10 protein-coding genes and 1 tRNA gene are annotated in these 12,843 nt (G+C 70.1%); 4 read left to right on the forward strand and 7 right to left on the reverse strand.

Annotated features, from left to right (window positions below; translation table 11 throughout):
* Positions 1-30 precede the first annotated feature (30 nt).
* From proS to ACODNG_RS03740, 3 genes are all read left to right on the forward strand, one after another.
* Positions 31-1,506 carry a proline--tRNA ligase gene (proS, locus tag ACODNG_RS03730; RefSeq protein ID WP_434522479.1) on the forward strand — a complete coding sequence of 492 codons (1,476 nt, stop codon included), beginning with the start codon at positions 31-33 and terminating at the stop codon, positions 1,504-1,506.
* Positions 1,507-1,660: 154 nt separating this feature from the next.
* Positions 1,661-2,794, forward strand: coding sequence for a hypothetical protein (locus tag ACODNG_RS03735; RefSeq protein WP_434522480.1), 1,134 nt, complete (start codon positions 1,661-1,663; stop codon positions 2,792-2,794).
* A gap of 108 nt (positions 2,795-2,902) precedes the next feature.
* Positions 2,903-4,222: a helix-turn-helix transcriptional regulator gene (locus tag ACODNG_RS03740; protein WP_434522481.1), complete on the forward strand. Its 1,320-nt coding sequence runs from the start codon at positions 2,903-2,905 to the stop codon at positions 4,220-4,222.
* A gap of 42 nt (positions 4,223-4,264) precedes the next feature.
* Here ACODNG_RS03740 and ACODNG_RS03745 read toward each other — a convergent pair whose 3' ends face one another.
* The 5 genes from ACODNG_RS03745 to btuC form a co-directional block, all read right to left on the reverse strand.
* Positions 4,265-4,396: a rubrerythrin-like domain-containing protein gene (locus tag ACODNG_RS03745; RefSeq protein WP_209546401.1), complete on the reverse strand. Its 132-nt coding sequence runs from the start codon at positions 4,394-4,396 to the stop codon at positions 4,265-4,267.
* Positions 4,397-4,540: 144 nt separating this feature from the next.
* Positions 4,541-4,613, reverse strand: a tRNA-Thr gene (locus tag ACODNG_RS03750).
* Between the two features lie 552 nt (positions 4,614-5,165).
* Positions 5,166-6,161, reverse strand: a complete 996-nt coding sequence (locus ACODNG_RS03755; protein ID WP_434522482.1) for a class I SAM-dependent methyltransferase — start codon at positions 6,159-6,161, stop codon at positions 5,166-5,168.
* A gap of 67 nt (positions 6,162-6,228) precedes the next feature.
* Positions 6,229-7,509 carry an ATP-binding cassette domain-containing protein gene (locus ACODNG_RS03760; RefSeq protein ID WP_434522483.1) on the reverse strand — a complete coding sequence of 427 codons (1,281 nt, stop codon included), beginning with the start codon at positions 7,507-7,509 and terminating at the stop codon, positions 6,229-6,231.
* On the reverse strand, positions 7,506-8,672 hold the full coding sequence (gene btuC, locus ACODNG_RS03765) for a vitamin B12 ABC transporter permease BtuC (protein ID WP_434522484.1): 1,167 nt from the start codon (positions 8,670-8,672) through the stop codon (positions 7,506-7,508). Before btuC ends, ACODNG_RS03760 begins: the two co-directional genes overlap by 4 nt.
* 62 nt (positions 8,673-8,734) lie before the next feature.
* Between btuC and ACODNG_RS03770 the strand changes: the two genes are divergently transcribed.
* Complete coding sequence (locus ACODNG_RS03770; protein WP_434522485.1) at positions 8,735-9,967, forward strand: PGF-CTERM-anchored ABC transporter substrate-binding protein; 1,233 nt, start codon at positions 8,735-8,737, stop codon at positions 9,965-9,967.
* A 54-nt stretch (positions 9,968-10,021) separates the two neighbouring features.
* On the opposite strand, the gene ACODNG_RS03775 is transcribed toward ACODNG_RS03770, so the two are convergent.
* Complete coding sequence (locus ACODNG_RS03775) at positions 10,022-11,269, reverse strand: pyridoxal-phosphate dependent enzyme (RefSeq protein ID WP_434522486.1); 1,248 nt, start codon at positions 11,267-11,269, stop codon at positions 10,022-10,024.
* Between the two features lie 537 nt (positions 11,270-11,806).
* Entirely contained in the window at positions 11,807-12,367 is a 561-nt protein-coding gene (locus ACODNG_RS03780) for a hypothetical protein (protein ID WP_434522487.1), read from the reverse strand.
* Positions 12,368-12,843: the final 476 nt, after the last annotated feature.

The raw sequence follows: 12,843 nt of genomic DNA on the forward strand, positions 1-12,843 counted from the left end.
TTAAGCCCGCGACACCCGCTTTCGAGAGTAATGAGCGACGACGACCAGGAGCTCGGGATCACCGAGTCCAAGACGCACAACACCGGCGAGTGGTACGCCGAGGTCGTACAGAAGGCGGGGCTGGCCGACTACGGGCCGGAGGGGATGAGCGGCTTCATCGTCACCCGCCCGCGGGCGTACGCGGTCTGGGAGCGGCTCCAGGGGTTCCTCGACGCGAAGTTCAAGGAGACGGGCGTCCAGAACGCCTACTTCCCGCTGTTCATCCCCGAGTCGTACCTCGAACGGGAGAAGGACATCGTCGAGGGGTTCGACCCCGAGGTGGCGTGGGTCGAAGAGGCGGGCAACAAGGAGCTGGAGGAGCGGCTCGCCGTCCGCCCGACCTCCGAGTCGATCATCACGCCGTACATCTCGCAGTGGGTGCGGAGCCACCGCGACCTCCCGCTGCGCGTGAACCAGTGGTGTTCGGTCGTCCGGTGGGAGGCGACCGAGACGAAGCCGTTCTTCCGCACGAAGGAGTTCCTCTGGCAGGAGGGCCACACCGCCCACGCCACGAGCGAGGACGCCTGGGAGGAGACGATGACCCGACTCGACCAGTACGAGTCCGTCTACGAGGATCTGCTCGCGCTGCCCGTCCTGAAGGGCCAAAAGCCCGACCACGACAAGTTCCCCGGCGCGGACACGACGACGACCGTCGAGGCGCTGATGCCCGACGGGAAGTCGGTCCAGGCGGGCACCTCCCACCACCTCGGCCAGTCGTTCGCGGAGGCGTTCGACATCACCTACTCCGACGAGGACGAGGAGGAGCGCGTCGCCCACACCACCTCGTGGGGGCTCTCGTGGCGCGCGCTGGGCGCGCTGATCATGACCCACTCCGACGAGCAGGGGCTGGTCCTCCCGCACACGGTCGCACCCACGCAGGTCGTCGTCGTCCCCATCTGGCAAGAGGACACGAAAGACGACGTGCTGGAGTACGCCGAGGGCGTGGTCGACGAACTCGACGAGGCCGGCGTCCGCGTCGAGCTCGACGACCGCGACGAGCGCAACCCCGGGTTCAAGTTCAACGAACACGAGCTGAACGGCGTCCCGCTCCGGATCGAGATCGGTCCCCACGAGGTCGACGACGAGGAGCTGACGCTCGTCCACCGCCCCGACGGTGAGAGCATCGAGGTCGACCGCGAGGGCGTCGCGGAGACCGTCCGCGAGGAGTTCGACGAGATCTACGCCAAGCTGTACGCGACCGCCGAGAAGACCCTCGACGACGGCGTGCGCGAGGCCGACGACCGCGCCGACATCTTGGGGACCCTCGGACAGCACGGCGGCTACGTGAAGGCGCCGTGGTGCGGCGACGAGGCCTGCGAGGAGCCGATCAAGGAGCCGCTGGCCGCCGAGATCGTGATGGTCCCGTTCGAGGACGAGGACCCCCTCGCCGACGGCGACGCCGACGAGACGTGTGCGATGTGCGACGAGACCGCCGAGCGGACCGCCTACTTCGCGAAGACGTACTGAGTCGCGACGCTGGAGGACTCGAGAGGACGGCAGCTCCGCGACGACGGGGATTTTCGAGGCGTCGTCCGTCCCCGCCGCGTCCTGCGATTAATCCGCGTTGATCCGGCTTAACGGAGTTCCGGATATATAGGTGCGGAGCGCGTACGGTCCGGTAATGAACCGATGGATCGCGAGCCTCGTCGTCGCGGCCGTCGCCGCGGCGGTGATCGTCGGGGCCGCCGCCGCCGCGCCGGCGGGAGTAGCGACCGCACAGACCGATCCGACGACGAACGGGAGCGGCGCGGACTCCGGCGGCGAGAACGCGAGCGGCGCGAACGCGACGCCCGACCTCAGTCCCGGAGAGCGTCTATCCGGCGTCGTCGGCGTTCAGGGCGCCGAGATCGAGGGCGAGGTGGAGTCGCGCGCCTTCGAGGTCGGACTCCGGGAGGCCGAGACCAACGAGAGCCGTGCCGGCGTCGTCGCGGAGCGCCTGAACCGGACCGAAGAGCGGCTCGCGGAACTGGAACAGCAACAGCGGGAGCTCCGCGAGCGACGCGCGGCCGGCGAGTTGAGTCAGGGCGCGTACGCCGCGCGGATGGCGACGACGACCGCGCGGATCGAGACGCTCTCCCGGGGGCTGAACCGGAGCGCAAGCGCAGCCGGGGAACTCCCGGCTGTCGTCCGCAACGAGACGGGCGTCGACGACGAGCGGCTGTCGACCCTTCGAGAGCGCGCGAACGAGCTTAGCGGGCCCGAGGTCGCCGCCATCGCCCGCGGCGTAGCCGGCAAGGGCGTCGGCGGGCCGGTCGGAGCGAACCGACGCGGTCCGCCGGGCAACGCGACCGACCGCGGCCCGCCGGGCGACGCCGGTCCGCCCGGGAACGGCCCGGGCGTCGGCGGTCCCGGAAACGGATCTGCGGGAGCGCCGGGAGCGGGACCGGGGAACGGCTCTGGCGGACCGCCTGAGGCGGGACCGGGGAACGACTCTGCGGGAGCGTCAGGAGCGGGACCGGGGAACGACTCTGGCGGACCGCCTGAGGCGGGACCGGGGAACGACTCTGCGGGAGCGTCAGGAGCGGGACCGGGGAACGGCTCTGGCGGACCGCCGGGAGAGGGTAACGCGACCGACGACGGAGACGGCGACGCGTCGAACGGCCCGCCCGCCGGCTCCGGACGCGGGTCCGGGGGAGGCGGTTCGAGCGGTGACGGCTCCGACGGATTGGGTGGCGGCAGCGGCCCTCCCTCGCTCGAACGGACGGCGGGCGTCTTGGCTTCGATAGTCGACGATCCGTGGGTCCGCTCCGCGTGAGCGGCGTCGAACGGTGAACGCGGGTCCCTGCGTAAACCGATTCCCGGCGGGCGGTCGGGGCCGCCGCGGATGGGAAGGAATTTCACGGCACCTCTTGTGAATTTGTCCGTGCAGCGAGCGTCGGTCCTCCTCGTCGTCGCCCTGCTCGGAGCCGCCGGTCTCGCGCTCGGCGCCGGCGGCGCGGGCGCCGTCCCGTTCGAGGGCGGGTTCGCGCAGATGGACGTCGAACCGGACGACGTGTCGATGGAGGTCGCCGTCCAGCCGGACGGCGACGCGCGGTGGACCGTCGAGTACCGGATCCGGCTCGGCACCGACGAGGAGGAGCAGGCGTTCGAACAGCTCCGCGCAGACGTCGAGAACGACACCGAGGCGTACACGAGCCGCTTTCGCGAGCGGATGGTCTCGACCGCGAGGACCGCCGAGGAGACGACCGGCCGCAACATGACCGTGTCGAACGCGACCGTGACCGCCGAGCGCCGCGAGCTCCCGCAGTCGTACGGCGTGTTGACCTACCGGTTCGAGTGGACGAACTTCGCCGCCGTCGACGGGGACCGGCTGCGCGTCGGCGACGCGGTCGACGGCCTGTTCCTCGACGACTCCTCCTCGCTCATCGTCTCGTGGCCGGAGGGGTACCGCCTCGCGGAGACGACGCCGGACCCGAGCGAGGTGCGCGAGCGGTCCGTCGTCTGGAACGGTCCCGTCGACTTCTCGGCCGGCCAGCCGCGGATCGCGGTCGCCCCCGCGGGAACGCTCTCGGGGATACCGACCGCCGGACTCGTCGCGCTTCTCGGTCTCCTCGTCGTCGCAGGCGGAGCCGTCGCCTATCGTCGGCGAGGGGGAGCCGACGGCGAGGGCGCGGGAGTCGTCTCACCCGAAGAGACCGACACCGCGGCAGCAAGCGACGCGGCAGCAGGCGACGCAGCAGCAGACGACGCGAGCACCGCCGACGCGGGCGCGAGCGCGGCCAACGCGAGCACCGCCGACGCGGACCCGACCGACACGGCAGACGGAGCGGCCGCCAGCGCGAGCGGAGAACCGGCGGCCGAAGCCGAGGCCGACGCGGACTCCGCGACCGAATCGGAAGGCGCGCCCCCCGTCGACAGCGACCTGCTGAGCAACGAAGAGCAGGTGCTTCGGCTGATCGAGTCGGAGGGCGGACGGATGAAACAGAAGCGGGTGGCCGAGGAGCTGGACTGGACCGCCGCGAAGACGAGCCAGGTGGTGACGGGGCTGCGCGACGAGGGCGACCTCGACGGCTTCCGGCTGGGCCGCGAGAACGTCCTCTCGCTCCCCGACTACGATCCGGAAAACGATTCGAGTGGGGACGGCGAGGACGGGAAGACCGAGACGGCCGAAGAGAGCGACGACGCCGACGGGAGTGACGACGCCAACGGAAGTGACGGAGCCGACGCTACCGGGAGCGACTGATCGGACCGGCGACGAACCGAGAACGATCGGGTGCGACGCCGGTCACAGGTCCCGCGAGCGTCCGATGTGACGCAGTTCGCCGCCGCACTCGCACTGGCCGGGCGATTCCGTTCGCCGACCGCATTTGAAACACTCGTACACTTCCTCGCTGTCGCAGTCGTATTCTGGTCGCATATCACGGTGTACGCCTCCTTGGTAGATAATCACACACCTAATATTGTTTCGAGAATATAAATCAAACAGCGAGTGGCGGTGACCGAACGATCAGAACTCCGTAGGGGGTCGAGACTCTCCGAGTCGGCGTCGAGTCGGCAGAAAAGCCGGAGGAGGGATTTGAACCCTCGACCTATTCCTTACGAAGGAATCGCTCTGCCAGCTGAGCTACCCCGGCGCACTCAATAATTCCCGGAGGGAAAAATAAGGGTTCCGAAACGGGGACGGAGCGGCGATCCGCCCTGTCCCTTCCGGAGCGAGGAATCGGCGAATTCCACCGGTAGTAAGCACACGTTCGTCACGGTAGTCGAGATATTCTACACCAACACGCAAGAGAAATGCGAATACAATAGAGGAATATAAGGAAAAAGACTAAATACGTGTTCGGACCTCCATCTAATCGTGATGACACCGCCCGCGTGCCGAGACGGCGGGGATCGACTCCCCCGGCGGTGCGTGCCCGGTCGAAGCCCGTACCGGGCGGCGAGGGTTCCGTCGGTCGTCACCCCCACGGCGACTCGACGCGGCCGTCATCCCCAGCAGCGTTCCGTCGCGGCAACCGTGTGAAACGCGTCTCCGACGCGCCAAGCGCAAAATCGCCTCTGGTCCGACGACTCGTGCCGCGACAGCTTGTCATGTGACGGGCCCCCAGCCGCTCCGCCCCGACCCCCCTCGGGACGGCGCGGCGTTTTCGCTGTCTCGACCTCGACCCGCGAGCGACGCGAGCGGATTAGCCGTCAAGTCGCGTCAGCCGAACGTCGAGACAGACGTTGTACTCGTGGGGGGCGTACGACCGGACGACGCGCTCAGTCTCGACCTCGACCGCGTAGGCGTCGCCCGCGGCGGTCTCGATCGCGCGGCGACCCGGCCCGAACGGGTCGTCCTCGTGTTGGATGTCGTAGTAGTGGACCACGCAGTCGTCGCCGGCGAGCGCGACCGCGGTCTCTAAGAACTCGTCGGCGGAGTGCGGGAGGTTCATCACGAGGCGGTCGGCGGTCCCGGCGTGCGAGTCCGCGAGGTCGCGCACGTCGCCCGCGATCGCGGTCACGCGGTCCGCGACGCCGTTTCGCGCGGCGTTCTCGCGGAGGTACTCCACGGCGCGCTCGTTGAGGTCGCACGCGACCACGTCGGCGCCGCGGGCCGCCATCGGCACCGCGTACGGTCCCACGCCGGCGAACATGTCGATCGCCGACTCCCCGGATTCGACCTGCTCGACGACGCGGTGGCGCTCGGTCGCGAGCCGCGGGGAGAAGTACACCTCGGCGACGTCCAGGAGGAACTCGTGGCCGTACTCGCGGTGGACCGTCTCGGTGCCGTTCCCGGCCAGTACGTCCCACTGACGGACCCGAAGCTCCCCCTCGATCGGCGACGCGCGGTTGAGGACGGTCTCGCAGGGGAGGTCGGCCGCCATCACGGCGTCGGCGATCGCATTCGCTCGCTCGTCGTCGTCCTCGTCGACGATGACGATGTCGCCCAGCCGCTCCAAGGAGGGCTCGTAGCCGAGGATCTCCGCGGGCGTCGTGGGGCGATCGCGTGCCTCCGCGTCGCGCTCGACGACCCGGTCCGTGAGGTCGGCCGGGACCCGGTCGCGGCCCGCGACGGGGATGTAGATCGTGTCGCCGTCGACGGCGATCTGGTGGTCGCCGTCGAGGGCGTCCGCGTCGGCGAGCCGGCTCCGGACGGTCTCGCCGCGCTCGCGGGCGACGGCGACGCAGGGAACGCTCATCGTCGGGGAGAAGCGGGCGAACGAATAAACGGTGACGCTTCGCGGGTGGCGGCCGGCGGCAGACCCGTCACTCCTCGGCGGTCGCGGTCGCGACCGCGTCGAGCAGTTCCGCGTCGCCGACGCCGGCGGAAACGGTGACGAGGCGGTCAGCGGCCGCGGCCACCTCGCCGTTCGGGCCGACCGCGTCGCCGGAACCCTCGAAGCCGACCGCGAGCGTCGCGTCCGCGGTGGCGGCGAGGTCGCACGCAGCCCCGACCGTCTCCGCGGACGGTCCCTCGAAGGGCGGCGCCGTCACCGCGGTCGCGCCAGCGTCCGCGGCGGCGCCGGCGGCCGCGTCGCCCGCCGGGACCACGCCGACCGACGGCTCGTGGCCGGCGGCGGCCAGCCGAGCGACGGCGCGCGCGGCCGGCCGACCCGTGCCGATCACGTGAACGCGCCGCCCCTCGACGTCGCTGTGCGGGAACGCCGTGACCGCGGGCGTCCCGGTCGCCGGGTTGCGACCGACGAACGCCTCCGCGTCGAAGGCGGCGCCGACGGCGGCGGCGGAGAGCACCGACTCCGGCGGACCGGCGGCCCGGACCCCGCCGTTCGCGAGGACGACGACCTCGTCGCAGTACCGGGCGGCCGCGTCCAGGTCGTGGATGGCGGCGATCGCCCCCCGGTCGCCGTCGTCGACGAACGAGCGCACCAGTTCGAGCGTCTCGACCGCGTGGTTCACGTCGAGGCTGGCGGTTGGCTCGTCCAGCAGGAGGAGCGGGGCCGCCTGCGCCAAGGCCCGCGCGAGCAGCACACGCTGGCGCTCCCCGCCGGAGACCTCGGTGATCGACCGGTCGGCGAAGCGCTCCACGTCGGCCGCGGCCATCGCGGCGTCGACCGCGGCGTCGTCCTCAACGCCGTGGCCGTCGAACCGGCCGAGGTGCGGCGTCCGCCCCATCTCGACGACGTGGCGCACGCGGAAGTCGAACGCGAGGTTCGTCGCCTGCGGGACGCTCGCGACGCGGCGCCCGACCTCCTTGGCCGACAGCGACGCGGCCGGGTCGCCGCCGATTTCGACGGTCCCGGCGTCCGGTTCGACCGCGCCGGTCACCGCGCGCAACACCGTGGTCTTGCCGGCGCCGTTCGGCCCGACGAGACCGACGAGCGACCCCGGCTCGACCCGGAGGTCGACGCCGGAGACGACGTCGAGGTCGCCGAACGAGACGGCCACGCCCGACGCCGACAAGAGCGGCGTGTCGCCGAACGACCGCGCCGTGTCTGGGAGCGAGGCCGGGTCGTCGCGCGCGGCGGCTGACTCCGCCGCGTCAGCCGCGTCCGCCGCCTCGGCGTCCGGGGGACGGTCCGCGCTCACAGCTCCGACACCTCCCGGGTCACGAGCAGGTAGATGAAGAAAGGCGCGCCGACCGCGGCGGTGATGATGCCGACCGGGTACTCCGCGGCCGCCGAGCGCGCGAGCGTGTCGGCCGCGACGAGGAACGTGCCGCCCGCGAGCGCCGTGGTCGGGAGCAGCACACGGTGGTCGGGACCGACGACGAGCCGGAGCATGTGCGGGACGATGAGACCCACGAACCCGATCACGCCGGCGAACGCGACGCCGGCGGCCGTGATAAGCGCCGAGGCCGCGAGCAGCACGCGCTTCGTGCGCTCCACCGCGATGCCCAGCCCGCGGGCCTCCTCCTCGCCGAGCAGGAGGACGTTGAGGTCGCGGGCGTACGCGAGCAACACGACGAAAAGCGGCGGCACGACGAGCGCGGTGACGGCGACCTCGCTCCACGCGGCGCCCGACAGGTGACCCATCAGCCACGCGACGATCTGGCGGAGCGACTCGCCGGCCTGTAGCTGGAGGTACGAGACGACCGCGCCGAGGAACGTCTGGACCGCGACGCCCGCCAGGAGGAGGGTGGCGACGGGCGTCCGACCGCCCCGGGTCGCGATGGCGTACACGCCGAAGGCGGCGACGAGCGCCCCGACGAACGCGAAGAGGCTGGTCCCCGCGCCGCGCGAGAGCGCGAGGTCGACGGACCCGACGAGCGGGAGCGCGACCGTCGCCGAGAGCGCAGCGGGGAAGACGATGAACGCGACCGCGCCGACCGCCGCCCCGGAGGAGACGCCGATGATCGAGGGGTCGGCCATCGGGTTGCGGAAGAACCCCTGGATCACCGTTCCCGCGGCCGCGAGCGCGAAGCCGACGAGCGCGGCCAACAGGATCCGCGGGAGCCGCACGCCCACGACGATCTGCTGGTGAACGGAGTCGACGGGGAACGCGAACGGCGACGCGAACGCGAGGTCGATCCCCGGGAGCGTGAGCGGCCCGACGCCGGGCACCGGCAGCGGGCCGACGCCGCTCGCGCTCGTCTCGATTCCGGCCGGCACAGAGAGCGCGTTCAGCACCGATTTGACGACGGTCTCGGGCGGAATCCGGACGGGACCGATCGCAGCGCTAACGACGACGACGGCGGCCAGAACCGCGGCTATCGCCCCCGACCAGAGCGACGATCGGACCCAGGGTCGCATACGTTCTCCAACACAACTTGTAGTAGGTAAATACTTATTGGACGAGGCCGGTCGTCGATGCGATGCGAAACAGCTTCGCGATCGCGATGGCCGTGCTGGTGACGACCGCCCTGCTGGGCGGCGTGGCCGGGACCGCCGCGGGCGCACAGCCGACGATATCGACCGACGGACCGACCGCGGGCGCGCAGCCGGCGGTCGGAACCGCGGGCGCGACGGGGACCGGTCCGGCGCAGACCGACGACGCCTGCGGGTTCCCGGTCGAGCTGACCGACGCGACCGGGGAGACGGTAACGCTGGAGGAGCGTCCCGACCGGATCACGACGATCAATCCGTCGGCCGCGCAGACACTGTGGGAACTCGGCGAGCAGGACCGCGTCGTCGGCGTGAGCCGGTTCGCGCTCTACCTCGACGGCGCCGAGGAGCGCGCCAACGTCTCCGCCGAGTTCGGCGCGAGCGTCGAGCGCGTCGTCGACACCGACCCCGACCTGGTGTTGGCGCCGAACTCCTCGGCGGCCGACGTCGAGCCGCTCCGCGAGCAGGGGCTGACTGTCTACCACTTCAAGGCGGCGACGTCCGTCGACGACATCGCCGAGAAGACGGAGACGATCGGCCGGCTCGTCGGCGCGTGCGACGCCGCTAACGAGACCAACGCGGAGATGTACGACGCGGTCGACGCCGCCGAGGAGCGGACGGCCGACGTCGACCGCCCCGCCGCGCTCTACCCGCTCGGCGGCGGCTACGTCGCCGCGAACAACACGTTCATCGACGCGATCATGAACGCCGGCGGGACGGACAACGTCGCCGCCGAGTACGAGGAGTACCCGCAGCTCTCCGACGAGGTTATCCTCGAAACGAACCCGGAAGTGATCCTCGTCACCGACTCCGAGGCCGCCATCCTCGACTCGGAACCGTACGCCAGCACGACCGCGGGGACCGAGGGCAACTACATCGTGATGAACGAGAACTACCTCAACCAGCCGGCGCCGCGCAGCGTGATCGACTCGACGGCGACGCTCTCGAACGCGGTGGTGGAGCTTCAAGACGATGGCGCTGAGTCGACCGACGGCGGCGACGACGGCTCGGCCGACGACAGTTCGTCAGACGGCGACTCCTCGGGCGACGACAGCGGGACCGACAGCGAAGACGGCAACTCGACGGATCTCACGTCCGCGGACGGGAACGAAAGCGACGAAGACGAAAGCACCGGCGACACAGGCGCGGAGTCGCCCGGATTCGGTGTCGTCGCGGCCGCCCTCGCGCTGCTCGCGACCGGCCTGCTCGCGCGGCGCGACTAACCTCGATTCCGCCCTCGATCCCTCTCCGATTCCGCCGCGGATCGGCGCTTCCTTTTAAATTCCCTGCCCCATCAGGTGGCTGCGGAGGATGTCGGGCGTCTTCAGCCCGGCGTCGCTGTTGAGCAGCACGACGGTCTCGTCGCCGTCGAAGAAGTCCGCCTCGGCGAGCGCCCACGCGCCGGCGGGGGCCGCGCCGCCCGCCGCGCCCATCTCGACGACCTCGTTCTGCGCGACGGCGACCGCGCTCGCGAGGACCTCGTCGTCGTCGACGCCGACCGCGGTCCCGCCGCTCTCCGTGACCGCCTCGACGGCCGCGGCGCCGCCCGCGGGGTCCGGGATCTCCAGTTCGCCGCAGATGGTGTCCGGCGTGCCCCACGGCTCCGGGCCGTCGAGGCCGCGCTCGACCGCGGCCGCGATCGGGGCGCAGCCCGACGCCTGCGCGGCGACGATCTTCGGAGTCCCGTCGATCGCGCCGATCCGGTCGAGTTCGTCGAATCCCTTATAAACGCCGGCGACAACCTCGCCGGAGCCGGTCGGGACGACGACGACGTCGGGGGCGTCTCCGAGGTCCGCGACGAGTTCGAAGGCGACCGTCTTCGCGCCCTCGTGGCGGTACGGCGTGACGAACTCCGCGAGGTCGGTGTACTCGGTCTCCAGCTGCTCGTCGACCGCCGCGGCGGCGTCCGGGAAGCGCCCGCCGACCACGCGCATCTCGCCGCCGTGGACGTTCGTCATCGACTTGTTCGAGAACGCGCACCGCGAGGGGACGAAGGAGTACGAGCGCAGGTCCGCCCGGCCCGCGTACGCCGCCATCGACTGCCCGGCGTTGCCCGGGCTCGCGCAGACGAGCGGCTCGACGTCCGCGCCGTCGGCCGCCCGCCCCGCCACCGCGGTCACGGCCAGCGAGAGGCCGCGGTCGAGGACGGTCCCCGTCGGGTTCCGCCCCTCGTCTTTGACGTACACGGCATCGACGTCCAACTCGTCCGCGAGCCGTTCGGTGGCGACGAGCGGCGTGCCGCCCTCGCCCGCGGTGAGCGCGTCCGCGGCCGGGAAAGGGAGGAGCGCGTCGAACCGCCAGTGGCCGCGGGCGGTCGCGGGCGCGGTCCGCGCGTCGCCGCTCGCGCCGCGGGCAGCGGGGTCGAACAGCGCGTCCGGGTCGACCGCGTCGTAGTCGTAGACGGGGTCGAGTCCCCGCGCCCGCTCGTCGCCGTCGATTTCCGCCGCGTCGGCGGTCTCGTGAACGCGTCCCGACGCCCGACTCTTTAAACCGCGAAACGCCGGCGTGGTCTCGGTCGTCTCCATACCGAACCTTGCGGCGGCGGCGACTAATCGCTTCGCACTCGGAACTGGACCGCCGGCAGACTGACACCACAACAACGCGGTGGCGCGTGCCTGCGAGCGGCCCTTGGCCGCGAGCAGCACGCGCGAGGGACGCGGTGAGTGAGGGGCGACCGCAGGGAGCCCCGAACGAGCCGCGAGGCTGGGGAGGCGTGAGGCTGCGGTGCTGTGCGGGGCGGGACTCAAAGGGGCAGCCGCGAGGAGGCCGTAGGCGACGTAAGCACCGCAGCGAAGGAACGGAGTGACTGAGCGAGGAGCATGGTTCGAGACGCCTTTGGCGTCTCATCATCACGAAAGGCGCGAAGCGCCTTTCGAACGACAGCGAGCGTACGGCCTTCTCGCGGCTGGGGCTTTGGAAGTGGTCACCGCTGATCCGTCGTCGAGTATTTATAAGCGAACGGCTGGGGTTTCGGGAGCGTTCGCGTCGATCCTCGGTATATAAATGCCGGAGTCCGAGACCGCGACAATGCCGCATCCGGACCTCTCACCGGTTCCGGGGCCTCACCACCGCGAGGAGGGTGGCAGTCGGAAGAGCGCGATCAGCCGACCGGTCGCGTACACGGCGGCGTACAGGAACGCCGACGAGGGCGCCGCAACGAGGAGCGCGAGGTGCGTCCCGAACGTGGCGGCGCCGCCGACCGCTCGGAACCAAATCGTCTGACTCACGGCGCGGAGCCGACCCCATCGGTACGTGAGAACCGCCATTCCGCCGCCGAGAAACGCTCCGGCGAGGACGGCGACGAAGGCGGAAGCCCCCGGCGACCGGAGCGAAGCGATGACGACCGAGACGGACTCGAACCGACCCGAGGCGACGGTGAGAAGCCCGAAGACGAGGAGCGCCGCGCCGAGTTGAACGAGATCCGCGGCCCGCGCGTCGACGCCACCCTCCGACGAGGCGGCGTCCGGGTCGAACAGTCGATCCGACAGCCCGAATCCGGTCAGCCCGAGCAGGACGACCGGCACGCCGAGCGCGGCGCTCGCGATCGGACCGCCGACGAACAGCCAGACGCCGAGCGGGACGAGGGCGAGGGAGAGCCACCGGCCGAGTTCGACTCGATCCACAGACCGAATGCGACCGGTCCGAACAAAAGCGTGGTCACCGCGACGGACTCGTCCCGCCGCCGTTCGCGACTACTCAGAGCGTCAGGGGTCCGATCTGTCCGCCCCTTCGGGGGAGTCGCCCGAGCTCACCTTCCGAATTACTCACCGATTCCACTTTGGGAGGGGAGAAATAGGCTTACGAGTGTAAGTATCAATCCACCCCAGAGTAAGATGTGATGAAGATTTGTAACAGAAGCAGTTGTGAATTCTGTACTAATGATCCAGAACCCACCAACTATTGAGGTATTTAACCCAACAAGACCGAGATGTATTCCGTTCATATTCGATATATTTTTTATTGATACAAGTTTTTTGTGGTCCCAAATAATATTATTGACAGGATGCTGGTGTTCCGTTTGTACCTTTCAACGACGAGTTTTTTTATTTGATTATATATACGAAGGATAGAGTTTCATCAGAGCCACTAATTTATTACG

It is taken from the genome of Halorubrum sp. AS12 (assembly GCF_051122765.1).
Lineage (GTDB): Archaea > Halobacteriota > Halobacteria > Halobacteriales > Haloferacaceae > Halorubrum > Halorubrum trapanicum.